Annotated in this window: 20 protein-coding genes; 7 read left to right on the plus strand and 13 right to left on the minus strand. The window is 73.3% G+C overall.

What is annotated here, in order from left to right; all coding sequences use genetic code 11:
• From AB0H83_RS07995 to AB0H83_RS08015, 5 genes are all read right to left on the minus strand, one after another.
• Positions 1–2,907 (minus strand): RICIN domain-containing protein, encoded by a 2,907-nt coding sequence (locus AB0H83_RS07995; RefSeq protein ID WP_360088690.1) that lies wholly within the window; start codon positions 2,905–2,907, stop codon positions 1–3.
• 89 nt (positions 2,908–2,996) lie between these two features.
• A complete protein-coding gene (locus AB0H83_RS08000; RefSeq protein WP_360088693.1) occupies positions 2,997–4,157 on the minus strand; it encodes a hypothetical protein in 1,161 nt (386 codons plus the stop codon).
• Between the two features lie 125 nt (positions 4,158–4,282).
• Positions 4,283–4,786: a sigma-70 family RNA polymerase sigma factor gene (locus AB0H83_RS08005; RefSeq protein ID WP_360088783.1), complete on the minus strand. Its 504-nt coding sequence runs from the start codon at positions 4,784–4,786 to the stop codon at positions 4,283–4,285.
• Positions 4,787–5,288: 502 nt separating this feature from the next.
• The gene (locus AB0H83_RS08010; protein WP_360088696.1) at positions 5,289–5,861 is read right to left on the minus strand and encodes a hypothetical protein; all 573 of its coding nucleotides are present in this window, start codon (positions 5,859–5,861) and stop codon (positions 5,289–5,291) included.
• Between the two features lie 75 nt (positions 5,862–5,936).
• Entirely contained in the window at positions 5,937–6,953 is a 1,017-nt protein-coding gene (locus AB0H83_RS08015) for a potassium channel family protein (protein WP_360088699.1), read from the minus strand.
• 84 nt (positions 6,954–7,037) lie between these two features.
• On the opposite strand from AB0H83_RS08015, the gene AB0H83_RS08020 reads away from it, so the two are divergent.
• From AB0H83_RS08020 to AB0H83_RS08040, 5 genes are all read left to right on the plus strand, one after another.
• Positions 7,038–8,150, plus strand: coding sequence for a polysaccharide pyruvyl transferase family protein (locus AB0H83_RS08020; RefSeq protein WP_360088702.1), 1,113 nt, complete (start codon positions 7,038–7,040; stop codon positions 8,148–8,150).
• Positions 8,147–9,562: an FAD-dependent oxidoreductase gene (locus AB0H83_RS08025; protein WP_360088705.1), complete on the plus strand. Its 1,416-nt coding sequence runs from the start codon at positions 8,147–8,149 to the stop codon at positions 9,560–9,562. The genes AB0H83_RS08020 and AB0H83_RS08025 overlap by 4 nt, the downstream gene beginning before the upstream one ends.
• A 73-nt stretch (positions 9,563–9,635) precedes the next feature.
• On the plus strand, positions 9,636–10,685 hold the full coding sequence (locus tag AB0H83_RS08030; RefSeq protein WP_360088708.1) for a hypothetical protein: 1,050 nt from the start codon (positions 9,636–9,638) through the stop codon (positions 10,683–10,685).
• A gap of 866 nt (positions 10,686–11,551) precedes the next feature.
• Positions 11,552–12,199, plus strand: coding sequence for a 4'-phosphopantetheinyl transferase superfamily protein (locus AB0H83_RS08035; RefSeq protein ID WP_360088711.1), 648 nt, complete (start codon positions 11,552–11,554; stop codon positions 12,197–12,199).
• Positions 12,200–12,299: 100 nt separating this feature from the next.
• The gene (locus AB0H83_RS08040) at positions 12,300–12,866 is read left to right on the plus strand and encodes an HD domain-containing protein (RefSeq protein WP_360088714.1); all 567 of its coding nucleotides are present in this window, start codon (positions 12,300–12,302) and stop codon (positions 12,864–12,866) included.
• A 56-nt stretch (positions 12,867–12,922) separates the two neighbouring features.
• On the opposite strand, the gene AB0H83_RS08045 is transcribed toward AB0H83_RS08040, so the two are convergent.
• The 8 genes from AB0H83_RS08045 to AB0H83_RS08080 are packed head-to-tail and all read right to left on the minus strand — an operon-like array spanning position 12,923 to position 22,522.
• Positions 12,923–14,347, minus strand: a complete 1,425-nt coding sequence (locus AB0H83_RS08045; RefSeq protein ID WP_360088717.1) for a rhamnulokinase family protein — start codon at positions 14,345–14,347, stop codon at positions 12,923–12,925.
• Positions 14,344–16,365 carry a bifunctional aldolase/short-chain dehydrogenase gene (locus tag AB0H83_RS08050; RefSeq protein WP_360088720.1) on the minus strand — a complete coding sequence of 674 codons (2,022 nt, stop codon included), beginning with the start codon at positions 16,363–16,365 and terminating at the stop codon, positions 14,344–14,346. Before AB0H83_RS08050 ends, AB0H83_RS08045 begins: the two co-directional genes overlap by 4 nt.
• Positions 16,365–17,555 carry an L-rhamnose isomerase gene (gene rhaI, locus AB0H83_RS08055; protein WP_360088723.1) on the minus strand — a complete coding sequence of 397 codons (1,191 nt, stop codon included), beginning with the start codon at positions 17,553–17,555 and terminating at the stop codon, positions 16,365–16,367. The genes AB0H83_RS08050 and rhaI overlap by 1 nt, the downstream gene beginning before the upstream one ends.
• Positions 17,552–17,875: an L-rhamnose mutarotase gene (locus AB0H83_RS08060; RefSeq protein ID WP_360088726.1), complete on the minus strand. Its 324-nt coding sequence runs from the start codon at positions 17,873–17,875 to the stop codon at positions 17,552–17,554. The genes rhaI and AB0H83_RS08060 overlap by 4 nt, the downstream gene beginning before the upstream one ends.
• A gap of 10 nt (positions 17,876–17,885) precedes the next feature.
• Entirely contained in the window at positions 17,886–18,932 is a 1,047-nt protein-coding gene (gene rhaS / locus AB0H83_RS08065) for a rhamnose ABC transporter substrate-binding protein (RefSeq protein WP_360088729.1), read from the minus strand.
• Between the two features lie 55 nt (positions 18,933–18,987).
• On the minus strand, positions 18,988–20,007 hold the full coding sequence (locus AB0H83_RS08070; RefSeq protein WP_360088732.1) for an ABC transporter permease: 1,020 nt from the start codon (positions 20,005–20,007) through the stop codon (positions 18,988–18,990).
• Positions 20,007–21,035, minus strand: coding sequence for an ABC transporter permease (locus AB0H83_RS08075; RefSeq protein WP_360088735.1), 1,029 nt, complete (start codon positions 21,033–21,035; stop codon positions 20,007–20,009). The genes AB0H83_RS08070 and AB0H83_RS08075 overlap by 1 nt, the downstream gene beginning before the upstream one ends.
• Positions 21,032–22,522, minus strand: coding sequence for a sugar ABC transporter ATP-binding protein (locus AB0H83_RS08080; protein ID WP_360088740.1), 1,491 nt, complete (start codon positions 22,520–22,522; stop codon positions 21,032–21,034). The genes AB0H83_RS08075 and AB0H83_RS08080 overlap by 4 nt, the downstream gene beginning before the upstream one ends.
• A gap of 143 nt (positions 22,523–22,665) precedes the next feature.
• Here AB0H83_RS08080 and AB0H83_RS08085 point away from each other — a divergent pair, with 143 nt between their 5' ends.
• Together AB0H83_RS08085 and AB0H83_RS08090 are read left to right on the plus strand one after the other, a co-directional pair.
• Positions 22,666–23,685, plus strand: a complete 1,020-nt coding sequence (locus AB0H83_RS08085) for a LacI family DNA-binding transcriptional regulator (RefSeq protein ID WP_360088743.1) — start codon at positions 22,666–22,668, stop codon at positions 23,683–23,685.
• 3 nt (positions 23,686–23,688) lie between these two features.
• Positions 23,689–24,414: a (Fe-S)-binding protein gene (locus tag AB0H83_RS08090; protein WP_360088746.1), complete on the plus strand. Its 726-nt coding sequence runs from the start codon at positions 23,689–23,691 to the stop codon at positions 24,412–24,414.
• The last annotated feature ends 214 nt before the right edge of the window (positions 24,415–24,628 follow it).

The following is a 24,628-nucleotide window of genomic DNA, read 5'->3' on the forward strand; positions in this document are numbered from 1 at the left end:
TCACAGCAGCCGCCACAGGTGGTCGGCGGTGCCGTTGTCGTCGTACTGCACGACCTGGGCCGAGTTCGCCGTCGACATGCCCGACACGCCCAGCACCTTCATGCTGTGCTGCACCTGGAGGCGGGACCAGCCGTCGCCGTTGTCGATCAGGCGCCACAGGTGGTCGGCGGAGCCGTTGTCGTCGTACTGCTGGACGGGCGCGGAGTTCGCGGTCGACATGTTCTGCACCGCGAGGACCTTCCCGCTGTTCTGATTCTGGATCTTGTACCAGCCACCGCCGGCGTCGACGAGCCGCCAGTTGTGGTCGGCGGTGCCGTTGTCGTCGTACTGCACGACGTTGGCCGAGTTGGCGGTCGACATGCCGGCCACGCCGAGCACCTTGAGGCTGTGCTTGTTCTGGATCCGCTTCCAGGCCACCGGTGCGGTGGTGCCCTCGACCCGCCACTCCAGGACGCCGGCGGACACGCCCGCCTTGAGCTGCACGGCGAGGCGCAGCGCGGTGGTCGTCACAGTGGTGAACGTGACCCGGTTGAAGGTGTTCGTGGCGGTGCCGTACGCCGACGCCCCGCTCACCGGCACCCAGGCGCCGCTCGCATCGCGGTACTGGACCTGCCAGGACTGCGGCGTGCGGCACTGGCCGGTGCCCGTGTCGTCGAACCAGTACACCGACACCGCGCCGGTCGTAATCGCGCTCGCGTAGGTCAGCTGCACCCACTCGCTGGTGCCGAGGTGGTCCCAGAACGTCATCCGCGGGATGCTCTGGTCGGCGGAGCTGCTGGGGATCTTGCCGTCGTTGACCGCCGCGACCGAGTCGCCGCTCCAGCAGTGCGACGCCGACGCGGTCGCCGGCAGCACCCAGTCCACGGCGTCGGCGCCGTCGCTGATCCGCGGGAACGTGGTGATCCTGACCCGCTGCGCGCCCATCGGCAGCAGCTGCACGGTCTCGTTCGGCTGGGTGGAGCGCGCCGGGCTCTGCTGCAGCGTGCGCACCACGCCCTCGGCGTCGGCCTGCCAGTTGGGGATCCGCCGGGCGGTGACGCTCAGCGAGACGGGCGCGCCGTCGCGGGTGAACGGGTTCGCCGCCAGGGGCCCCGGTTTCCGGGTCACCGTGACCTGCGGGTTCGCGGGGTCGATGAGCAGCCCGTAGTTCCACGGCGAGTTCGCGTACACCTCGTTCGCAGGCCACGCGTCGGTGCCGCCGATGCGCTGCCAGCGCTCCGCGATCGACAGCGAGAACGTCAGCGGCCCGTTGTCGACGCTGACCGCGTTGCCGTTCTTCGCCCAGGTCCGCACCGTCGTGCGCATCGGCAGCGTGACGGTGACCTTGTCGCCGTTGTTCCAGGTCTGGTCGACCACGACGAACGAGCCGGCCTCGACGGTGCCGGTGACGACGGTGCCGTTGACCCGCACGACCGCCCCGGTGCTCCACTTCGGGATCCGCAGGTACAGGGGGAACGCCACCGCGCCGGGGGTTCCCATGGTCAGCGTGACGGTGTCGCTGAACGGGTAGTCCGTGTCCTCGGTGACGGTGACCGTGGTGGCGTTCGCGCCGACCTTCGCGGTGACCTGCGAGGCGCCGTACATGGCCGCGCACAGCCCCTTGTCCCAGGTGGCGAACCACAGCTCCTGCGCGTAGTACGGCCAGCCCATGCCGTAGTTGTGCGGGCAGCAGCGGTAGTTGTGGATGCCCAGCATGTACGCGAGCATCGGGAAGCCGTTCTGGAACTGGCCCTGGGTCAGCGTCGCGTTGGTCAGCCCGATGCTGTTGGCGCAGGTGATGTAGTGGATGCCCTGCTGCGCCGGGTCGAGCGAGGCGGGCAGCAGGTTGAACGCGAGGTCCTCGCAGCGGTCCAGCCAGATCGAGTCGCCGGTCATCCGCGCCAGCAGCTGGTGGCTGTGCATGAACTCGACGATCCCGCAGGTCTCGAAGCCCTGCCGCGGGTCGGTGTAGCCGGGGCGGCAGTTCTCGTCGCCGGCGAAGCCGCCGCCGGGGAAGTTGCCGTACAGGCCCATGACCGTGTCGTAGTCGCGGTAGGTGGCGGCGGGGAACTTCGGGTCCGGGTCGAGCAGCCCGAACTGGGCCGGCTCCCGGAAGCCCTGCGCCAGGTTCACGTTGTGCCAGTTGGGGATGCCGTTGGTGTAGTCGGCGGACCCCGCGTGGATCTTGCGGACCAGGTCGAGGAGCCAGCTCTCGCCGGTACGGTTGAACAGCCAGTACACGCTGTCGATGTTGTCGCCCCAGCGCAGGGCGGCCCAGCTGCGGTTGAACACGGCGGCGGGCTGCGCGTTCTGGAACTGGAAGTACTTGCGCATGAACGTGTTGACCCGGTTGTCGGGGGTACCGTTGCGCTCCTGGTACTCCGCGTGCGAGCGGATCGCGTCCAGCAGCGGCATGTGCGGCCAGAAGTCGGGGCCGCCCTCCAGGCTCGTGCGCAGCGCGTCCGGCCCGAAGAAGCCGTCGGCGGCCTGGTTGGCGATGATGCCGTCGATCCACTGCCGGGCCAGGGTCAGGACGCGGGTGTTGCCGGTCACGTAGCCGAGGTCGCCGAAGCCGCGCAGCCAGTACGGCAGTTCCTCCCAGGCGCCCTTGGTCCGGTCGACCCAGCCGCAGTTGTTCAGCTGCAGGTAGTCCGACACCTCGGGCATCCGCCCGCAGAGCCCGTCGGCCTCGATGTTGAGCTGGGTGCGCAGCCAGCCGCGGGGCTGGACCGCGCCCGGGGGCAGCTTGAGGAACGCGGTCGCCCGCAACGGGGCGAGGTTCGGCCAGTAGTGGCCACCCCTGGCGCCGGGCGTGACGGTCTTCGTCGTGCGCACGGCGGCGCCCGCCGGGCCGGCGACGGCGGTGGACAGGGCGATCGCGCCGCCGGTGAGGGCGACACCGCTCGCGACGAACGTTCTGCGGTCCATGGGTCGGACTCCTTTGCTCCTGGCGGGGAACATCGATGCCCGATTATGCGCAGTCACGCGCCTTTCTGAAAGAACTCGTTGGATTCTGTTTACTTATTCCGGAGGATTGTGTGGTCCGGCGCTGCCGTTGTGCCGGCGGGGGTGCGGTACCAGCGGATGCCGCCCGCGGCGAGGAGGGCGAGACCGCCGGCGAGGGCGGTGGCGACCGCCCACCGGGACCAGCCGGGCCCGGCGAGGCTGCCGTTGCTGAACACGGCCGCGTCGGCGAACCCCGTCATCACCGCCAGGCACGCCCCGGCGATGGCGGTCACGATGTCGGCCGCGGGCCTGCGCAGCGCCTGCAGCCCCGCGGCGGCGAGCACGCCCAGCCCGGTGAGCAGCGGCCACAGCCGCGCGAGCAGCTGCGTGCCGAGACTCTCCGCCGGCGACGTGGCGAGGCCGGCACTCACCACGATCCAGGCGACGGTGACCGCACCCGCCACGGCCGCGACTCCCGCCATGGCGACGACCCCCGCGGCGCTCCACCGCCCGCCTTCGTGGCCGTCGTCGTGATTGCTGTCCTGGCCGGCTTTGTGGCCGTCGTCGTGATCACTGTTCTGGCCGGCTTCGTGGCTGTTGTCGTGGTCGCCGTCCTGGTCGGCTCCTTGCGTGGCGCGCCGGGGTGCGGGCCGGGCTAGGGCCGGATGGGCGAGGGCGGCCGCGAGCGCGACCGCGGCCAGGAGCGACCCTGACCACCACCAGCCGGTCGGTGGCGGATCGGCCCGGCGCACGGTGCCGCGGACGATCCCCGGCGTGGTGCCGTCGACCTCCAGGGGCACGCTCCAGGACCGGGCGGGCAGCTCGCGGGCGCGTTCGTCGTGCCAGCGGACGGTGCGCTGGGTGGACACCCGCCGCCAGTCCGGCTCGGCCGCCGCCGCGCCGCCGGGCTGGTCCGCCTCGTCCGCGGCCCGGCCGGTCAGCGAGCGGCTGGCCGCCCAGGTCGGCGAGCGCCGGTTCTCGGCGACGCCGTCCGGGCCGATCCGCAGGAACGGCTCCCCCTGCAACCCGAGCACGACCACCGTCCGGTCGGTGACGCTGCGCAGCTCGAGCCGGGCCCCGCCCTCGACCACGCGGACCGTCACCCCGGGCACCGACACCGACTCGACGCTCACCTCGTAGTCGACGGCGGCGGGCGCGTCGGCCCCGTGCGCGGCCACCGGAGCCGTGTAGCCGAGCGCGGCGAGGACCCCGAGCAGCACCGCCACAACCACCCGCCGCGTCGTTGCTGCGACCCGCCACCGCGTCGCCGCCGGCCGCCGCGCCGTCACCGCGACCGGCCGCCGCGTCGTTGCTGCGGGTGCCTGGCGTGCCGGTGGGGCGGGTGGCGGCGTGCGGGTCATCCGGCTCGTGCGGCAGCGATGGCGGCGACGAGGTCGGCGCGGGCCCGGGCCACCCGGGAACGGATCGTGCCGACGGGAACGTCCTCGATCTCGGCGGCTTCCGCGTACGCCAGGCCGAGCACCTGGGTGAGCACGAACGCGACCCGCCGCTCCGCCGGCAGCGCCGCGACCAGGTCGGCGGCGGCGTGCAGGCCCGCGTGGTCGGCGCCGGCGAGGTCCTCTGGCTCCGCGGCGACCCGGGCCTCGAGGCGCCGGCCACGCACGGCGGCGCGGACATGGTCGGCGCACGCGCGCCGGGCGATCGCCAGGACCCAGGTCCGCGCGGTGGACCGCCCCGCGAACTCGGGCAGCGCCCGGAACGCCCGCAGGTACGTGTCCTGGGTCACGTCATCGGCGTGGTGCGGCCCGACGAGCGCGGCGACGAACCGCCACACCTCAGGCTGCGTCGCGCGGACGAACACCGCCGCCGCGCCCCGGTCACCGCCCCGGGCAGCCAGCAGCGCGGCCGTCGCCGGGTCCCGCGCGGGATCCGCGGCGGCGTCACCAGCAGCGTCCTGGCCAATGTCCTGGGCAGCGTCCTGGGCAGGGATTCGGGCAACGTCGTGAGCGCGGTCACGGCCGGGCACGCGGCCCAGGTCCGCTGCTCCCTCGCCGGCCTCACCAGTCACGCGGGAAGCGTAGCGCTCGTTCCTGCGAACATGCCGACCGCCTCGCCAGACGTCCCTGGTGACCGCGCCCACGTCCCGCCCTGCACCCCGCCGCCCATATCCCGCTCTACACCCCGCCAGCGGGGCCTGCACCCGCCCGTCCGGCCCGCCCTTGCCCCCGCCGGCCGGAGCCTGCTTCCGCCCGTCGACGCCGTCAACCCGAACACTGACCGCCACGCCCGACCGCTGAGGAGCCCGACCACCGACCGGCCCGACCGCCGAGGCGCGCAGCCCGACCGGCCCGACCGTGCCCGACCGGGCCCGGCCGCCGACGCACGCGGCCGGCCGCCGAGGGTTACTGACTGTCCGCCGGGGGCTGCGGCCGGCCGGTCCGGTGGCGGCGGACCACCTCCGCCACGATCAGGCCGGCGATCACCAGGATCCCGAGCGTCACCCACAGCGGCGCCAAGCTGCCCGTCGAGGACTCTGCCGCATCCCCCTCCGCCGTGGCGCCGGTCGCCGGGATCAGGCACGCGACCTCGACCGGCTGCGCCGACGCCGCGCCCTGCGCGGCCGACGGCACGAGGGCCTGGCAGCGGCCCTCGACGGGGGCGCCCAGGTCGATGGCGACACGCCACGAGCCGGGTGGCAGGACGCCGCTCCACGTCTGGGTGCCGCGCTGGTCGCCGGTCTGCGTCAGCGTCGACGCCGGCACCGGCGCGGCGGTGCCGCCGGCCGCGGGCGTGGCGGTCAGCGTGACGGGGGTCGGCTCGTTGATCGGGTGGCCGTCCTGCCACTGAGCGGTGATCCAGACGGAGCCGCGGCCGTCGGAGTGGATGGTGACCGACGCGCCACCGTGCGCGGCGGCGGGCGAAGCCAGGGACAGTGCCGCCAGCAGTACCGCCGCGACAACGACGAACCGTCTCACGGTGCCACCTCCGCTACGCCCCAGCGCCGCCGCGGGCCAACACCGAGCCCATGGTCCGCGGCTCCTCCGCTGGGCTCACGGCATGGCCGGCACGGCCTGTGGCCGGTCGTCGCGGACGTACACCACCATGTCACCGGTCTGGATCGTGGTGCCCTCGGGGTCGGTGAGCGGCAGGACCTTGCCCCGCCGGAACAGGGCGATGACCAGCTCCGTGAGCTCCCGCGGCGACGAGCCGACCTCGTCGCGGCGGGCCGAGCGCATCGCGAGCGCCATGCCCTGGCCGGGGGTGAGCAGGTCCTCGACGACCTCGATGAGCGGCGGCGCGGTCGTGGACAGCCCGAGCAGCCGGCCGGCGGTGGCGGAGGACACGATGACGTGGTGGGCGCCGGACTGGCGCAGCAGCGGCGCGTTCTCCGCCTCGCGGGCCGCGGCGATGATCGACACCTTGCCCGCGGTCAGCTGCCGGACGGTGAGCGTGACCAGCACCGACGCGTCGTCGCTGTCGGTGGCGATGATGATCGCCTTGGCCTGCTCGACCCGTGCCTCCTTCAGCACCGTGGAGCGGGTCGCGGAGCCCTCGACGACGACGAGCCCGTCGGCCTGCGCCTGGCGCACCGCCCCCGACGCGCTCTCGACCACGACCACCTGCGACTTGTCCAGGCCGTTCTCCAGCAGGGTGCCGACGGCCGCCCGGCCCTTGGTGCCGTAGCCGCAGACGATGACGTGGTTCTTCACGCGCTTCCTCCACCGCTGCAACCTGAGGTTGGTGCGGTACTGCTCGGTCAGGACTTCGAGGGTGGTGCCGACCAGGATGATCAGGAACAGCACGCGGGCCGGGGTGATGATCAGGATGTTGGCGAGGCGGGCCGACTCCGACACCGGGGTGATGTCGCCGTAACCGGTGGTCGAGAGGGTGACGACCGCGTAGTAGAAGCAGTCGAGGAGGGTGAGCCCGTCGTCGTTGACGTCCCGGTAGCCGTCGCGGTCGACGAAGATGATGACGACGATCGCGACGACGAGCAGGACCGCGAACCCCAGCCGCGCGCTGATCGCCCGCAGCGGGCCCCGCCGGACCGCCGGAAACTGGATCACGTGCCCTGCCCACGGATTGCTGAATGGTCGAAACACACCATACGGGCCGGGTATGACACAACGCCCGCTGGGTAGCGGGCGACGATGACGAGAGTGGGCGTGCTCGGCTCGTACGGCGGCTGCAACCTCGGCGACGAGGCGATCCTGACCAGCATCCTCGCCGACCTGCGGGCCCGCCGGCCGGACGTCGACGTGTTCGTGTTCTCCCGCGAGCCGCGGCACACGGCGGCGGCGCACCCCGACGTACAGGTCGCGCCGTGGGAGGGGGTCAGCCGGGACCGGATGGCGGCCGAGCTGCGCCGTCTCGACATGCTGGTCCTCGGTGGCGGCGGCATCCTGTACGACACGGAGGCCCGCCGGTACCTCCGGGTGGTGCGCACGGCACAGGAGCAGCGGGTGCCGGTGTTCGCGTACGCGCTGGGTGCCGGGCCGCTGACGGAGGAGATCGACTGCGCGATGGCCCGCGACGCCCTGGCGAAGGCGGTCGAGGTGACCGTCCGCGACGAGGAGTCGAAGGTCGCGCTGGAGGAGGCCGGGGTGACCTGCCGGGTCACGGTGACCGCCGACCCGGCGCTGCTGCTGGCCCCGGAGGAGTTCGACGCCGGCCCGCTGGGCGACTCGCTGCCGGCCGGGCGGCGGGTCGTCGGCATGAGCGTGCGCGAGCCGGGCCGTGCCGCGCAGCACCTCGACGCCGACGGCTACCACCAGCTCCTCGCCCACGTCGGCGACTTCATCGTGCACCGGCTCGACGCGTCGCTGCTGTTCGTGCCGATGGAGCGCTCCGACATCCGGCACGCCCACGCGGTGCTGGCCCGGATGACGGCGGCCGAGCACTGCCGGGTCCTGCACGGCGAGTACCGGCCCGGCCAGATCCTCGACCTGATGAAGCACCTCGACCTGGCCGTCGGGATGCGGCTGCACTTCCTCATCTTCGCCGCGCTGGCCGGGGTACCGCTGCTGGCCCTGCCGTACGCGGGGAAGGTCTTCGACTTCGCCCAGCGCATCGGGGCGCCGGTGCCGCGCGGCGTGGTCCGGGAGGCGGCCGGGCCGCTGCTCGCCCAGGTCGACCGCTTGTGGGACGAACGGCCGCAGCGCCTGGAGGTCACCGCGTCGCGGGTCGCCGCGCTCAAGCAGCGGGCCACGGAGACCGGCCGCCGCCTCGGCGCGCAGCTCGACCGGGCAAAGGTGGCGGCATGAACGTTTTCGACAGGCCTGACGGCGCACAGCGGGTACACCTGCCGCCGAGGACGGCCGAGTACGGCGGGCACACCGAGGTCCTCGTCGTCGGCGGCGGCCCGGCCGGGTTCGGCGCGGCGATGGGCGCGGCCGCCGCCGGTGCCGAGGTCGTGCTCGTCGAGCGGTACGGCTTCCTCGGCGGCAACGCCACCGCGGCCCTGGTCATGCCGCTGATGAGCTTCCACAACGAGATGAAGCAGGCGGTCGGCGGCGACGACAGCCGGCTGCTGCCGACCGACCACGGCGAGGGCGAGCCCGTCGTGGCGGGGGTGCTGTGGATGCTGCTGGACCGCCTGGTCCGCGCCGGCGGCGCGATCACCCCGTCCAAGGAGACCGGGTACACCGTGCCGTTCGACCCGGAGGTGTTCAAGCTCGTCACGTACGAGATGCTCGGCGGCTCCGGGGTGAGGCTGCTGCTGCACGCGTTCGCCTCCGACCTCATCACGCTGCCGGACGCCTCCCGCGTGGTGTTCGAGACGAAGTCCGGCCCGGTCGTCATCGACGCCGACGTGGTCGTGGACTGCACCGGCGACGGCGACCTGGCCGCGTCGGCGGGCGCGCCGTACGAGATCGGCCGCCCCGAGGACGGTCTGACCCAGCCGATGACCCTGATGTTCCGCATCGGCACCATGCAGCGGGAGGTCTTCGCCGGGTACGTCCGGGAGCACCCCGACCAGTGGAAGGGCGTGCACGGCCTGTGGGACCTGATCCGGGCCGCGCGCGACGCCGGCGAGCTGGACCTGCCGCGGGAGGACGTGCTGTTCTTCGCCACCCCGCACGACGGCGAGGTGGCGGTCAACTCGACCCGCTTCGGCGGCCTCGGCATCAGCGTGTGGGACCTGACCCGGGCGGAGCTCGCCACGCACCGGCAGCTGGCCAGCATCGCCCGCTTCCTGCGGGGGCGGGTGCCGGGCTTCGAGTCGTCGTACGTCATCCAGAGCGGCGTGCAGGTGGGGGTACGGGAGACCCGCCGCATCCTCGGCGACTACCAGCTCACCGGCCAGGACGTGCTCGACGCGCGGTCGTTCGACGACGTGGTGGCGCGGGGGGCGTACCCGGTCGACATCCACAACCCGAACGGCCCCGGTACGATCCTGCGCCGCCTGCCGCAGGGCACCTCCTACGACATCCCGCTGCGCACGCTGCTGCCCCGCGACGTGGACCGGCTGCTGGTCGCGGGGCGCTGCATCTCCGGGGACCACGTGGCGCACAGCTCGTACCGCATCATGCCGATCTCGATGGCGACCGGCCAGGCCGCCGGCGTGTGCGCGGCGCTGTCGGCCCGGGTCGGCAAGCCCCCGCGCGAGATCTCCGCCGCGCAGGTGCAGCGGGTCCTGCGGGCCCAGGGCGCGAGCCTGCCCTCCGCTGTGTGACGCGTATGTGACGCCGTGTGTGATTCCGGCGAACAGGGTCGCCTCCACCCCGGCGATACGCCAGGATCGATCCATGGCGACCAGCACCGCTCCGCAGGCGACGACCGCTCCGGGCCGACCCGCGTCCACGCCGCGCCGGGACCTGGCCGTCGCGCTCGCCGCGCTGTGGCTCGCCGGCGGGCTCTACCTCGACGGCTGGGCGCACTCGCACGTGCCCGAGCTGGAGACGTTCTTCACCCCATGGCACGGCGTGCTCTACAGCGGCTACGCGGCGCTCGCCGTCGCCCTCGTCCCGGCCGCCCTGTGGCGCGGCCGCCCCGCCGGCCCGGCGCCCGACTGGGTCCCCGCCGGCTACGGCCTGGGCCTGCTCGGCGCGGTCCTCTTCGCCGCGGGCGGCGCCATCGACATGACCTGGCACACCGTGCTCGGCATCGAGGTCGGCCTGGAGGCCCTGCTCAGCCCGCCGCACCTGCTCCTGCTCACCGCCGGCACGCTGATGGTCACCACCCCGCTCCGCGCCGCCGCCGCCCGCCGCGCCGCCCCGTCCCCCGCCGCCGACCTGCCGATCCTGCTGTGCATGCTGAGCGCGACCGGCATCGCCGCTTTCTTCCTCAGCTACCTGTCGCCGTTCACCGACGCGCCGGCCGCCTTCGACAGCTACGGCGACGGCGGCCCGACCTTCGGCCTCGCGCAGTACCTGACCTTCACCACCCTCGCCGTCGCCGCCACCCTCTTCACCTGGACCCGCCTCGGCCGCATCCCCGCCGGCCTGATCACGGTGGTCGTGGCCGCCGCCTCGATCCCCAACGGCGTCTTCGACGACTTCGAGCACCTCGCCGCCCAGCTGTGGCCCCTGGCCGGCGCCGCCCTGGCCGACGCCGCCGTGCAGTGGACCGCCGCCCGCCGCCCCGACCTGACCCCGGTCGCGGCCGGCGCCTCGATCCCGCTGCTGGTCTGGACCACCCACCTGATCGGCGTGCAGGCGTCACTGGGGGTGGCCTGGCCGGAGGAGCTCTGGTCGGGCGTGGTCGTCCTGACCACACTGGCGGGCATGGTGCTCGGCAACCTGTCCCGCCGGCCGCCGGAGCAGCCACCCACCGCGGGGCCGCCCTCGATCGTGTGAGGCGACGGGTCCGCCGGGGCGGAGTCCGGCTCGCCCTGATTCCGGGCGACCCACTGGCGGATCTTTGACGTGGATCCTTGGCGGTGCGGTGCGCGGGTCAGGTTGTCCAGCAGACGGCGTGGGTCGATGCGCCGTCCCGCCGTGCCCAGCGTGTCATTGCCCGGCGTCGGGTGGGCCGCGACGCGGGTCGCATCAAGCGGCCGATCCCGTCGCGGTCCCGACCTGCCCTCACTGGTGATCCCGCCCGCTTGATCTTGCCCGGTTGATCGAAGTCGCGCCGTGGCCGCCCAGACGGCCAGGACACGACTTGGATCACCACGACGGGGTCCGGCCAGCGCGACCGCGACCACCGAACGCCGCACGCGTCAGGCTGCCGCACACCGGCACAGGCAATGCCAGCAACAACGAGCAGGTCGGCTCCGGGGCGCGACCCACCCCGTCGCGGCCGCCACGGCTCACTCGCGATCTTGCCAGATTGGTCTTGCTCGGTTGATCGAAGTCGCGCCGTGGCCGTCCAGACGACCAGACGCGACTTCGATCACCACGATGGTCCGGCCAGCGCGAACGCGACCACCGAGACTGCCACGCGCTGGCGCAGGCAGTGCCAGCGACAACGAGTATCGAGGCACCGGGGCGGGGAGCCCCACGCCGGCCCGCGGCGGGGCGGTCCGCTGCATGGGCTGAAGTGCGGGCCGGACGCGGCGCTGCGGTTGTCACTCGGGGCTCAGCACCCGGCGATCACCGTGAACGGTCCTGCGGCTGCCCCGGCGCCGGGCTGGTCGTGCGGCAGGCGAGGGGCACCCCCGCCGGCGGTCGGGGTTCTTGTGGTGCGCGGGGGTGGCGGTCGGGCGGTAGAGTTCCGGCTCGTGCGTGACCTGTTGCCCGAGTTCGTGGTGGTCGAGGTCGCCGGCGATGACGACTGGACCGGGGCGTTACTGCCTGACGAGGCGGCACACCTGTCGCCGCGGGCGGTCGAGGGGCGGCGGCGGGAGTACACGGCGGGGCGGGTGTGTGCGCGCCGGGCCCTGGAGAAGGTCGGCATCCACGGGCAGCCGGTGCTGGCGGCGCCGAGCCGGGCGCCGGTCTGGCCGGCGGGGGCGATCGGGAGCATCACCCACACGAAGGGGTACTGCGCGGTCGCCGTCGGGCTGGTGCCGGACCTGCGGGCGGTCGGGATCGACGCGGAGCGGCGCACGGTGCTGCCGGAGAACATCGTGCCCTCGATCTGCCTGCCGGAGGAGATCGCCTGGTGCGCGCGGCGGCCGGATGAGCCGTGGTGGCCGGCGGTGCACTTCAGCGCCAAGGAGACGGTGTACAAGATGTGGTCGCCGATCATGGGGACCTGGCTGGACTTCCACGACGCGCGGCTGACGATCGACGTGGCGGCGGGGACGTTCGAGGCGGCCATCCTGCCGGAGAAGCTCGCCGAGTCGCCGGGTGCGCCGGCGGTGTTCCGGGGGCGGTTCGCGGTCGAGCCGGACCTGATCCGCACCGCGGGCCACATCGACCGGTGAGCCGGCACCCCGTGAGCACGCCCGAGCGGGCGCTGAGCCCGCACCCCGTGAGCGCCCCCGAACGGGCGGCGCGACGGCAAGCAGGAAGCCCGAGCGACCGGTGAGCCCGCAGCCAACGAGCGCGCTGGAGCGGGCGCTGACCGAGCCCGGGCTGCGGCCGCTGCCGCCGGAAGCCGCCGCGATCCTGCGGGAGGTCGGCGCTCCCCCACGGCTCGCCGCGCACCTGCGGGCCGTGCACGACGTCGCGGCGCAGCTGCTCGACTGGCTGGCGGTGGCGGCGCCGGGCGTGGCCGTGGACCGGGCGGCGGTGCTGTTCGGGGCGGCCACGCACGACATCGGCAAGGCCCTGCACCCGCACGAGCTGTCGGGGCCCGGGCACGAGCACGAGCAGGCCGGCGCGCGCATGCTGCAGCGGTACGGCCACCTCGCCCGCTTCGCCGCCACCCACGCGCAGTGGGACCGGCCGGACGCGACGCCGGAGGAGCTGCTGGTGACGCTCGCCGACAAGGTGTGGAAGGGGAGGCGGGAGACCGGCCTGGAGGAGCCGGTGGCGGCGCTGCTGGGCGGGGCGCCGTGGGAGGCGTACATGATCCTCGACGACGAGCTGACCCGCATCGCCGACGGCGCCGAGGCCCGGCTGGCGTTCCAGGCCCGCCACCCGATCTGACCCGGCGAACCCCGCCCCGACGAACGGGGGAACGGGCCGAGCGCCGCGCAAACCCGTCAGGGGCAGGAAGAGTCGGCGGCGGCCCAGGTGGCGGCGGAGCCGGGCCGCGGCCGGTACGTCCGCGACGCGTGCACCAGCGCCCGCATCGACGCCAGGTCGGGAGCGACCAGCCCCAAAGCACGGGCCTGGACCAGGACGTTGCCCAGGGCGCCCGCCTCGACCGGGCCCGCCTCGACCGGCAGCTCGCAGGCGTCGGCGGTGAGCTGGCACAGCAGGGCGTTCTGGGCGCCGCCGCCGACCAGGTGCACGACGTCGACGTGCCGGCCGGTGAGCCGCTGGGCGTCGCGGACGGCCCGCCGGTACGCCAGCGCCAGGCTGTCCAGGATGCACCGGGTCATCGCGGGCGGGTCGGCGGGCACCGGCTGGCCCGTCTCGCGCAGCGCGGCGGCGATGCGGGCCGGCATGTCCCCCGGCGCCAGGAACCGCGGGTCGGTGGCGTCAACGACGCTGCGCAGCGCCGGCGCCGCGGCCGCCCCGGCCAGCAGCGCGTCCAATGCAAGACCGCCGGGCCACGTACGCATGCACTCCTGCAGCAGCCACAGTCCCATCACGTTGCGCAGGTAGCGCACCGTGCCGTCGACCCCGGCCTCGTTGGTGAACCCCGCCGAGCGGCTCTGCGGCGTGAGCACCGGCGAGGACAGCTCGACCCCGACCAGCGACCACGTCCCGCAGGAGATGTACGCGAACGCCGGGCTGCGCGCCGGCACCCCCACCACCGCCGAGGCCGTGTCGTGCGAGGCGACCGTGGTGACGAGGGTGTCCGGAGTGAGGACGGCGACCGTGCCGGGCAGCAGCGGCCCGACCACGGTGCCGGGGTCGCGCAGCGGCGGCAGCAGCGACGCACGGATGCCCAGCCGCGCCACGAGCGGCAGGTCCCAGCCCGCTCCGCCGGCGGCGAGCAGCCCGGTGGTGGAGGCGTTGGTCCGTTCGGCGCCGGCGGTGCCGGTGAGCCAGTACGTGACGAGGTCCGGGATGAGCAGCAGGGTCCGGGCCGCGTCCAGCTGCGCGCTGCCGGCTGCGGCCAGCAGCTGGTAGACGGTGTTGAAGGGCTGGTGCGCGATCCCGGTCGCCGCGTACAGGGCGGCGGCCGGGACCGGGGAGGCCACGTCCGCGGTACGGGCGTCGCGGTAGTGCACGGGGTTGCCCAGCAGCCGCCCGTCGCCGTCGAGCAGGCCGTAGTCGACGGCCCACGAGTCGACGCCGACGGAGGCGAGCGCCCCGTCGCGCGCGGCGGCGCACAGGCCGTCGAGAATCCCCTGGTACAGGCCGAGGATGTCCCAGTGCAGGGTGCCCTGGACGCGGACCGGGGTGTTGGGGAACCGGGCGACCTCAGCGAGCCGGACGGTGCCCGGGTCGATCGAGCCGACGATCACCCGGCCCGAGGACGCGCCCAGGTCGACCGCGGCGACGCGAGTGCTCATCGCAGGAACGCGGCGGCCACGCCCGCGTCGACCGGCACGTGCAGGCCCGTGGTGTGCGACAGGTCGCCGCCGACGAGCGCGAACACGGCGTTCGCCACGTGCGACGGCAGGACCTCCCGTTTCAGGATGGTGCGCTGCGCGTAGAAGGCGCCGAGCTCGGACTCCGGCACGCCGTAGACGGCGGCGCGTTGCGCGCCCCAGCCGGAGGCGAAGATGCCGGAGCCGCGCACGACCCCGTCGGGGTTGACGCCGTTGACCCGGATGCCGTGCTCGCCGAGCTCGGCGGCCAGGAGCCGGACCTGGTGCGCCTGGTCGGCCTTGGTGGCGCCGTACGCGACGTTGTTGGGCCCGGCGAAGACGGCGTTCTTCGACGCGATGTACACGATGTCGCCGCCCATGCCCTGCTCGATCATGACCCGGGCGGCCTCGCGGGCGACCAGGAACGAGCCGCGGGCCATCACGTCGTGCTGCAGGTCCCAGTCGGCGGCGGTGGTCTCCAGCAGCGGCTTGGAGATGGACAGCCCGGCGTTGTTGACGACGAGGTCGACCCCGCCGAAGGCGAGCACGGCCGCGTCCAGCGCCGCCGTGATCGCCGCTTCGGACGTCACGTCGACGTCGACGGCGACCGCAACGTCGGAGGTACCGATCTCCGACGCCACCGCGACGGCCGACTCATAGGACCGGTCGGCGACCACGACGCAGGCGCCCTCGGCGGCCAGCCGCAGCGCGATCGCCCGCCCGATCCCGGAGCCGCCGCCCGTGACGAACGCGACGCGCGTCGCCAGCGGGCGCGGCGCCGGGCGGCGGGCGAGCTTCGCCTCCTCCAGGGCCCAGTACTCGATGCGGAACTTCTCCGACTCGGGGATCGGCGCGTACGCGGACACGGCCTCGGCACCGCGCATCACGTTGATCGCGTTGACGTAGAACTCCCCCGCCACCCGGGCGGTCTGCTTGTCGGCGCCGAAGCTGAACATGCCGACGCCGGGGACGAGCACGATCGCGGGGTCGGCGCCGCGCATCGCCGGCGAGTCCGGGGTGGCGTGGCGCCGGTAGTAGGCGGCGTACTGCTCGCGGTACGCGGCGTGCAGCTGCCGGATCTGCTCGGGGGCGCCGCCGCCGGCGGGCAGGACCAGGGGCCGGACCTTGGTGCGCAGGAAGTGGTCCGGGCAGGAGGTGCCCAGCGCGGCGAGCCGGTCGAGGGCGGCCCGGGCCACGAAGTCGAGGACCTCCGGGGTGCCGGTGTAGTGGCCGACCTGCGCGCGGTCGGTGGACGCGAGCCCGCGCAGCAGCGGGGCCAGGGCGGCCGCCGCGGCCTCGCGCTCGGGTTGCGGCAGCGGCTCGTGTACGACGGCGCCGAACGGTTCGGGCCGGCCGCGCGCGGCGAGGAACGCCGTCGCGGTGCGGATGATCTCCAGCGAGTTGGCCTCGCACTCCTCGGAGGTCGCGCCCCAGGCGGTGATGCCGTGCCCGCCGAGGATGACGCCGATCGCCTGCGGGTTGTCCCGCTGCACGGCGGCGATGTCGAGGCCGAGCTGGAAGCCGGGGCGGCGCCACGGTACCCACAGCACCCGGTCGCCGAAGCACTCCTTGGTCAGCGCGGGCCCGTCGGCGGCGGTGGCGAGGGCGATGCCGGCGTCGGGGTGCAGGTGGTCGACGTGCGGGGCGGCGACGAGGCCGTGCATCGCGGTGTCGATCGACGGTGCGGCGCCGCCGCGGCCGTGCAGGCAGTAGTCGAACGCGGCGACCATCTCGTCCTCGCGGTCGACCCCCGGGTACACGTCCACGAGGGCGCGCAGCCGGTCCAGCCGCAGCACGGCGAGGCCGGCCTCGGTGAGGGTACCGAGGTCGCCGCCGGATCCCTTGACCCACAGCAGCTCCACCGGCCCGCCGGTGACGGGGTCCTCCGCGACGCCGGCGGCCGAGGTGTTGCCGCCGGCGTAGTTGGTGTTGCGGGGGTCCGCGCCGAGCCGGCGGGACCGCGCGACGAGCGCCTCAACGGGTGCGTCGACGGGCCGCATCAGGCACCCCACCCGGCCTGCGTGCCGCCGACGCGCTCGGCGCGGATCTTCTCCAGGTACCCGGAGCGTTTGTAGGCCCCGATCGGGTCGGGGTCCAGGCCCATGTCCTCCCGTACCGACCGCAGCAGCGGGCGGACGTCGGTGTGGTAGGCGTCCATGAGGACCTCGTTGGCGCCGAGCACGTCGCCGGCGTCCTGCGCGGCCTTGAGCGCGGCGTGATCGACGAGCAGCGCCTTGGCGGTCGCCTCCTGCACGTTGAGCACGGACCGGATGACCGCCTGGATCTTCGGTTCGAGGTTGTGGCACTGGTCGAGCATGAAGGCGATGCCCTTGTACGCGCCGGCGTCGGACAGCGCGTCGGCGAGCACGATCTCGTGCAGGATGCGGAACAGCTGGAACGGGTCGGCGGCGCCGACCATGAGGTCGTCGTCGGCGTAGAAGCGGGAGTTGAAGTCGAAGCCGCCGAGCTTCCCGGCGCGCAGCAGGAAGGCGACGATGAACTCGATGTTGGTGCCGGGCGCGTGGTGACCGGTGTCGATGACGACCTGGGCCCGCTCGCCGAGGGTCGTGCAGTGCGCGTACGCGGTGCCCCAGTCCGGCACGTCGGTCATGTAGAACGCGGGCTCGAACAGCTTGTACTCAAGGAGCATCCGCTGGTCGGGGCCGAGCCGGTCGTAGGTCTCGGCCAACGCAAGAGCGAGGCGGTCCTGCCGGGTGCGCACGTCGTCCTGGCCGGGGTAGTTGGTGCCGTCGGAGAACCACAGCTTCAGGTCCCGCGACCCGGTGCGGTCCATGACGTCGACGCACTCGAGGAGGTGCCCGATCGCCTTGCGCCGGATGCCCGGGTCGGGGTTGGTGACGCTGCCGAGCTTGTAGTCGTTGTCCTGGAACACGTTGGCGTTGATGGTGCCGAGCGCGACGCCGAGGTCCCCGGCGTGCCGCGCCAGGTCGGCGTAGTCCTCGACGAGGTCCCACGGGATGTGCAGCGCCACGGTCGGCGCGACGCCGGTGAACCGGTGCACGGTCGCCGCGTCGGCGAGCTTCTCATACGGGTCCCGGGGCACGCCCTCCTGCGGGAACACCTTGAACCGGGTGCCCGAGTTGCCGTATGCCCAGGACGCCGTCTCGATCCGCTGGCCGCGCAGCTGTGCCGCGACGCGCGTGCGCGTCTCCGGGGCGAGCTCTGTCATCGCAACGCTCCAAGCTGGTGTTCGAGGTTGAACACCTCGTCGAGGACGACGAAGTGCCGACCGTTGATGAAGAACTCCGCCATCTCCGCCTGCCAGCGCCGGTCGACGTCGGTGGCGGCCATGGCGGCCTGCGCGGCGGCGAAGTCCTCGGTGAGGAGGTAGCCGACGAGCAGGCCGTCATCGCGGAGGAAGAGCGAGTAGTCGTGCCAACCCGCGTCCCGCAGCGCGGCGAGCATGTCGGGCCAGACGTGGGCGTGGCGGCGCCGGTACTCGTCGAGCCGGTCGGGCTTGACCTGGAGGGTGAAACAGACCCGGCGCACGCCGTACCCCTTAGAAGTTGAACTGGTCGACGTTGCCGGCGTTGAAGGTGAACGGGTCACCGAGCAGCACGGTGCCGTCCTTGCCGACGGTGAACTCGCCGAGCTTGCCGGCCTTGAACTTCTCGCCCTCCTTGCCCGTGATGACGCCGGAGGCGAGCGAGGCACCGGCCCAGGCGGCGAGGTAGCCGAGGTCGGCCGGGTTCCACAGGGCGAACGCCTTGACGGTGCCGTCCTTCACGTACGCCTTCATCTGGTTGGGCGTGCCGAGGCCGGTGAGCTGGACCTTGCCCTTGTACGTGGAGCCGGACAGGTAGCGGCCGGCGGCGGCGACCCCGACGGTGGTCGGCGAGATGATGCCCTTGAGGTTGGGGTGCTTGGCGAGCAGGCCCTGCGCCTCCTGGAACGACTTCTGGTCGTCATCGTCGCCGTACACGGTGTCGACGAGCTTGAGCTTGCTGTACTCCGGCTTCGCCAGCTCGGTCTTCATCATCTCGATCCAGGCGTTCTGGTTCGTGGCGTTGGCCGTCGCCGACAGGATCGCGATCTCGCCGCCGTCGGGGCCGATCGCGTCGGAGATGAGCTTGATCTGGATCTTCGCGATGCCCTCGGAGGTCGCCTGGTTGATGAACAGGTCGCGGCACTCGGGCTTGGTGTCGGAGTCGTACGTGACGACCTTCGCGCCGGCCTTGCGGGCCTCGTTGAGGGCGCCGCAGATGGCGTCCTTGTCGTTGGCGGAGACCGCGATCACGTTGGCGCCCTGCTGCGACAGCGTGTTGATGTAGCTGACCTGCGCCGACGGGCTCGCCTCGGACGGGCCGGTCTCGCTGTAGACGCCCTTGAACTCCTCGACGGCGACCTTGCCGCCCTTGTTGTCGGAGGTGTCGAAGTACGGGTTGTTCACCTGCTTGGGCAGGAACGCCACCTTCAGGCCGCTCTTGACGGTGCCGTCGGACGCGGCGGTGCCGCTGTCGCCGGTGCCGGAGTCCTCGGCGCAGGCGGTGGTGCTGAACGCGAGCGCGGCGGCGACCGCGACCGCGACGAGCCTGGCAGCTCTCATGGGATTGAATCCTTTCAGCGGGGGACGCGCGGATGGGGGTGTGGATGGGGGTGTTTCAGGCGGTGCGCCGCCGGCGCAGGCGCTCGCGCACCATGCCGACGACGTTCGGCCCGACGACCGAGGCGATGAGCAGTGAACCGGTGATGATGGTGAGCGTGTTCGCCGGCACGTACGCCAGCTGCAGTGCGTTGCGCAGGGTGCTGAGCAGCAGGACGGCGCCGATGACGCCGACCATCCCGCCGCGGCCGCCGAAGATGGAGACCCCGCCGAGCAGGACCGCCGCGACGACCGCGAGTTCCAGGCCGTTGCCGTTGTCGGCGCGGGCGCTGGCGAAGCGGAACGTCCAGAAGACCCCGGCGAGCGACGCCATCGTGCCGGTCGCGACGAAGAGCCAGAACTTCGTGCGGGCGACCGCGATCCCGGCGAACCGGGCGGCCTCCGCGTTGTTGCCCATGGCGTACAGGCCGCGGCCGACCGGCGTGGCGTGCAGCACGACGCCGAAGAGGACCGCGAGGACGGCCACGACGATGATGACCCACGGGATGGTGAGGCCGGGGATCGGGCTGATCGCGGCGTCGGTCCAGGCGACCGGGTAGTCGGCGACGGCCTTGTCGCCGAGCACGACGTACGCGAGGCCCCGGTACAGCGCCAGGGTACCGATGGTGACGGCGAGCGACGGCAGCCCGAACACCGTGACGAACAGCCCGTTGACCGCCCCGAGGACGGCGCCGAGCAGCAGGCACAGCGCGATCAGCAGCGGCAGCGAGGTGACCCCGTGCGCCCAGAGGTCGCCCATGACGGCGCAGGTGAGGCCGAGCGTGCTGGCGACGGACAGGTCGATCTCGCCGGTGATGACGACCAGGGTCATCGGCAGGGCGATGATCGCGATCGGCACCACCTCCAGGGTCACGAACCGCCAGAACCGCGGGCTGGCGACGCCCTCGATGGTGGCCGCGCCGATCACCGACACCAGGACGAGCGCGAGGAGCACGACGACGTCCCAGGACCCGACGGCCGGCAGGATCCGCCGTCCCGGCGCGGCCGGGGCGGTCTTCCCGGCGGTGCTGGCCTCCATCACTGGCGGCCGCCTTTCTGGAGGCTGCGGGCGACCCGCAGGGACAGGATGCGGTCCAGGCCGATCGCGGCGAGGATGAGCGCGCCGATCGCGGCCCGCTGCCAGAAGGGGTTGATGCCGAGCACCGGCAGCGCGCTGGCGATCGTGGTGAGCAGCACCGCGCCGAGGGCGGCGCCGTAGACCGAGCCGCTGCCGCCGAAGATGGCGACCCCGCCGACGACGACCGCGGCGACGACGTTGAGCTCCTGGCCGAGTCCGGCGTTGGCGTCCAGGGTGCCGAAGCGGGCCACGTACAGCACCCCGGCCAGGCCGGCGAGGGCACCGCTGGCGACGAACGCGGCGAAGACCCGCCGGCCGACCTGGATGCCCGTGAGCCGCGCCGCGGCCGGGTCGGAGCCGATCGCGTACAGCTCCCGGCCGCTGCGGTAGGAGCGCAGGTAGTAGCCGGCGCAGACCACGACGGCCAGCGCGAACAGGGTCAGCACCGGCACGCCCAGGACGGTGGCGGTGCCCATGCGCAGGAACCCGTGCGGGATGTCGGCGGCGTTGATCTGCTTGCCGGTGGCCCAGCGGTAGTCGATGCCGCGGAAGACGTACAGGGTGCCGAGGGTGACGACCAGCGCCGGCACCCGCGCGGCGGCGATGAGGGCACCGTTGACCGCGCCGCACACCGCACCGAGTGCCGTGCCGGCCACCAGCACCACCGGGATCGGGATGCCCGGGTGGTCCAGGAAGAGGGTGCCGGTCGCGAACGCCGACAGGCCGAGCACCGAGCCGACGGACAGGTCGACGTTGCGGGTGATGACCACGACCGCCTGGCCGGTGGCGAGGATCGCCAGGATGGTCGAGCCGAGCAGCAGGTCCTTGACGCTCTGCGCGGACAGGAACCGCGGGTTGCTGATGGCGGTGCCGGCGACGAGCAGCCCGAGGGCGACGAGGATGCCGAGCTCCCGGACCAGGAACACCCGGTGGGTCAGCTTCGCCCCGGTGCCGGCGCGGGGTGGCGCGGCGGTGTCGACGGCCGTCATGCCGCCCCCTGCCCTGTCGCGGCCAGCATCACGGACTCCTCGTCGGCTCGGGTGCGGGGGATGTCGGCGGCGAGCCGCCCTTCGTGCATGACGAGGACCCGGTCGGCCATGCCGAGGACCTCGGGCAGCTCGCTGGAGACCATGAGCACGGCGACACCGTCGTCGGCGAGGCCGCGCAGCAGGCGGTGCACCTCGGCCTTGGTGCCGACGTCGATGCCGCGGGTCGGCTCGTCGACGATGAGCACCCGCGGCGCCGTCGACAGCCACTTGGCCAGCACGACCTTCTGCTGGTTGCCGCCGGACAGGGTGGCGACCGGGTCGCTGAGCCGGGCCGCCTTCACCTGCAGCCGCTCGGTCCAGGTGCGGGCCTCGCCGCGCTCTGACGGGCCGAACAGCAGCCCGAGCCGGCTCAGCGACCAGCGCCGGGGCAGGGTGGCGTTGCGCTCCACCGACAGCTCCATGACCAGGCCCTGCTGGCGGCGGTCCTCGGGCACCAGGGCGAGCCCGGCGGCGATGGCCGCGGCCACGTTGCCCTTCGGCAGCGGCCGGCCGTCGACGAGGACCTCGCCCGTGTCGTGCCGGTCGACGCCGAACACGGCCCGGATGACCTCGGAGCGCCCGGCGCCGACGAGCCCGGCGAGGGCGACGACCTCGCCGGCGTGCACGGTGAAGCTGACGTCGGTGAACGCGCCGGCCCGGCCGAGCCCGCGGACCTCGAGCCGGGCCGCACCGGTCGTGGCGGTGGCCGTGCGGGCCGGGTACATCGAGGACACCTCGCGGCCCACCATCCGCCGCACGACCTCCTCGACGGTGAGGTCGGCGGCGGCGTCGGTGGAGACCCACCGCCCGTCGCGCATGACGGTGATCCGCTGGCACAGGGAGAAGACCTCGTCGAAGCGGTGCGAGATGAACAGCACCGCGGCGCCGCCGTCGCGCAGCCCCCGGGCGACGGCGAAGAGCCGCTCGACCTCGACGCCGGACAGCGCGGCGGTCGGCTCGTCCATGACCAGGATCCGGGCGTCGAACGACAGCGCCTTGGCGATCTCGACCAGTTGCTGGTCGGCGATCGACAGGCCGCGGGCCGGCCGGTCCGGATCGATGTGCACGCCGAGCCGCTCGAACAGCGCGGCGGCGCGGGAGCGCATCGCGGCGGTGTCGACGCGGCGCAGCGAGCGCAGCGGCTGCCGGCCGATGAAGATGTTCTCCGCGACGGTGAGGTCGGGGAACAGCGTCGGCTCCTGGTAGATGACGGCGATGCCGGCGTCGCGGGCGTCGGCGGGGCCGCTCAGCCGCAGCGGCGCCCCGTCGAGGGTGATCGTGCCGGCGTCCGGCGCGTGCGCACCGGCCAGGACCTTCACCAGGGTCGACTTGCCGGCGCCGTTCTCGCCGACGAGGGCGTGCGCCTCCCCGCCGCGCAGCTCCAGGCGCACGTCACGCAGCGCGGCGACGGCGCCGAACGACTTGCTCACGCCCTCGAGAACCAGCACCGACCCTCCCTTGTGAAACGTTTCATGAAATGACTACAGTGACGGTAGAAGGCGACCCGTGACGGCGTCAAGAGTTTCAATCGCGTTACCGGTCTGATACAAGCTCTTCGGGTTGACACGTTTCAGGAGATCTCGGGAGATCGATGTCCAACACGACTGGCATCAAGGAGGTCGCCCGCCGCGCGGGCGTCTCCATCGGCACCGTCAGCAACGTGCTCAACCGGCCGGAGCTGGTCGCCTCCTCGACCCGGCAGCGGGTCCTCGACGCGATCACCGAGCTGGGCTACGTGCGCAACGACTCGGCCCGGCAGCTGCGCGCCGGGCACAGCCGGCAGATCGCGCTCGTCGTGCTGGACGTGACCAACCCGTTCTTCACCGACGTGGTCCGCGGCGCGGAGGCCGCCGCCGAGGAGCACGGCGTCATGGTCGTGGTCTGCAACAGCGGCGAGGACGCCGGCCGCGAGCACCGCCACCTCGACCTGCTCGAGGAGCAGCGGATCCGGGGCGTGCTCATCACGCCCGTCGACGAGTCGCCGAACTCGCGCCTGGAGCTGCTCATCCAGCGCGGCACCCCGGTCGTGCTCGTCGACCGCGGCTCGGGCCGGCACAGCCGCTGCTCGGTCGCCGTCGACGACCTGCTCGGCGGGCGCCTCGCCGGCGAGCACCTCCTCGATCAGGGCCACCAGCGGATCACGTTCGTGGGCGGGCCGGCGAGCATCACCCAGGTCCGCGACCGGCACGCCGGCATCGCCGAGGCCGTGGCCGGCAGGGCGGAGCTGTCGGTGGTCCCCACCCCGAACCTGACGGTGGCGGCCGGGCGAGCCGCGGCGGCCGAGATCGACGCGACGGCCGTCTTCTGCGCCAACGACCTCGTCGCCCTCGGCGTACTGCAGGGCCTCACCCAACGGGGCATCCGGGTCCCCCAGGACGTGGCGATCGTGGGATACGACGACATCGAGTTCGCCGCGGCGGCCGCGGTGCCGCTATCCTCCGTGCGTCAGCCTCGGGAACAGCTCGGTCGCACCGCCACGGCCCTGCTGCTCGAGGAGATCGAGGACGACGGGCGACACGAGCACCGGCACGTGGTGTTCCAGCCCGAGCTGATCGTCCGGGAGTCCAGTGGCCGGCCCCGCACCCGCCGGCCCGCTCGGAAAGGGCGGTGATCGATGCGTGTCGCCTTGTTCGTGACGTGCCTCGCCGACGCGATGTTCCCGCAGGTCGGCCGGGCCACGGTCGAGCTGCTGGAGCGGCTCGGGCACGAGGTGGTCTTCCCCGAGGCGCAGACCTGCTGCGGCCAGATGCACATCAACACCGGCTACCAGCGGGAGGCCGTGCGGCTCGTCGAGCACCAGGTCGACACGTTCGCCGGGTTCGACGCGATCGTCGCGCCGTCCGGCTCGTGCGTCGGCTCGGTGCGCCACCAGCACGCCGCCATCGCCCGCCGGGCCGGCCGGGTCGCGCTGTCGCACCGCGCCGAGGAGCTCGGCGAGCGCACCTACGAGCTGTCGGAGTTCCTCGTCGACGTCCTCGGCGTCACCGACGTCGGCGCCCGCTATCCGCACCGGGTCACGTACCACCCGACCTGCCACTCGCTGCGCATGCTGCGGGTCGCCGACCGGCCGCTGCGCCTGCTGCGCGCGGTGCGCGGCATCGACCTGGTCGAGCTGCCCGAGGCCGAGCAGTGCTGCGGGTTCGGCGGCACGTTCGCGCTGAAGAACGCCGGCACGTCCGCCGCGATGCTCAGCGACAAGCTGCGCAACGTGCTGTCCACCGGGGCCGACGTCGTGTCCGCCGGCGACTCGTCCTGCCTGATGCACATGGGCGGCGGCCTGTCCCGCCTGGCCGTCGACACCCGGCCCGTGCACCTCGCCGAGATCCTGGCATCCACATGACCGGCCCTCCGCTGCGCCCCGGGCCGGTCATGTGGATCGCCGCGGAGGTGACGGCAATGAGCGGCCCGCAGCGCAGCGGAGGGCTGCGAATCAGCAGCTCAGGGTGGAGCTCAGGCCGACGCCGGAGCGCAGCGGAGGTGACGGCATGAGCGGCCCGCAGCGCAGCGGAGGGCTGCGAATCAGCAGCTCAGGGTGGAGCTCAGGCCGACGCCGG

The organism is Dactylosporangium sp. NPDC050688 (genome assembly GCF_040654515.1).
Lineage (GTDB): Bacteria > Actinomycetota > Actinomycetes > Mycobacteriales > Micromonosporaceae > Dactylosporangium.

Bases quoted from the DNA above. Each gene is read 5' to 3' on its own strand.
- rhaI (WP_360088723.1), bottom strand. From the start codon at position 17,555: ATGACAGAGCTCGCCCCGGAGACGCGCACGCGCGTCGCGGCACAGCTG.
- AB0H83_RS07995 (WP_360088690.1), bottom strand. From the start codon at position 2,907: ATGGACCGCAGAACGTTCGTCGCGAGCGGTGTCGCCCTCACCGGCGGC.
- AB0H83_RS08085 (WP_360088743.1), top strand. From the start codon at position 22,666: ATGTCCAACACGACTGGCATCAAGGAGGTCGCCCGCCGCGCGGGCGTC.
- AB0H83_RS08090 (WP_360088746.1), top strand. From the start codon at position 23,689: ATGCGTGTCGCCTTGTTCGTGACGTGCCTCGCCGACGCGATGTTCCCG.
- AB0H83_RS08075 (WP_360088735.1), bottom strand. From the start codon at position 21,035: ATGACGGCCGTCGACACCGCCGCGCCACCCCGCGCCGGCACCGGGGCG.
- AB0H83_RS08050 (WP_360088720.1), bottom strand. From the start codon at position 16,365: ATGCGGCCCGTCGACGCACCCGTTGAGGCGCTCGTCGCGCGGTCCCGC.
- AB0H83_RS08030 (WP_360088708.1), top strand. From the start codon at position 9,636: ATGGCGACCAGCACCGCTCCGCAGGCGACGACCGCTCCGGGCCGACCC.
- AB0H83_RS08045 (WP_360088717.1), bottom strand. From the start codon at position 14,347: ATGAGCACTCGCGTCGCCGCGGTCGACCTGGGCGCGTCCTCGGGCCGG.
- AB0H83_RS08025 (WP_360088705.1), top strand. From the start codon at position 8,147: ATGAACGTTTTCGACAGGCCTGACGGCGCACAGCGGGTACACCTGCCG.
- AB0H83_RS08070 (WP_360088732.1), bottom strand. From the start codon at position 20,007: ATGGAGGCCAGCACCGCCGGGAAGACCGCCCCGGCCGCGCCGGGACGG.
- rhaS (WP_360088729.1), bottom strand. From the start codon at position 18,932: ATGAGAGCTGCCAGGCTCGTCGCGGTCGCGGTCGCCGCCGCGCTCGCG.
- AB0H83_RS08020 (WP_360088702.1), top strand. From the start codon at position 7,038: ATGACGAGAGTGGGCGTGCTCGGCTCGTACGGCGGCTGCAACCTCGGC.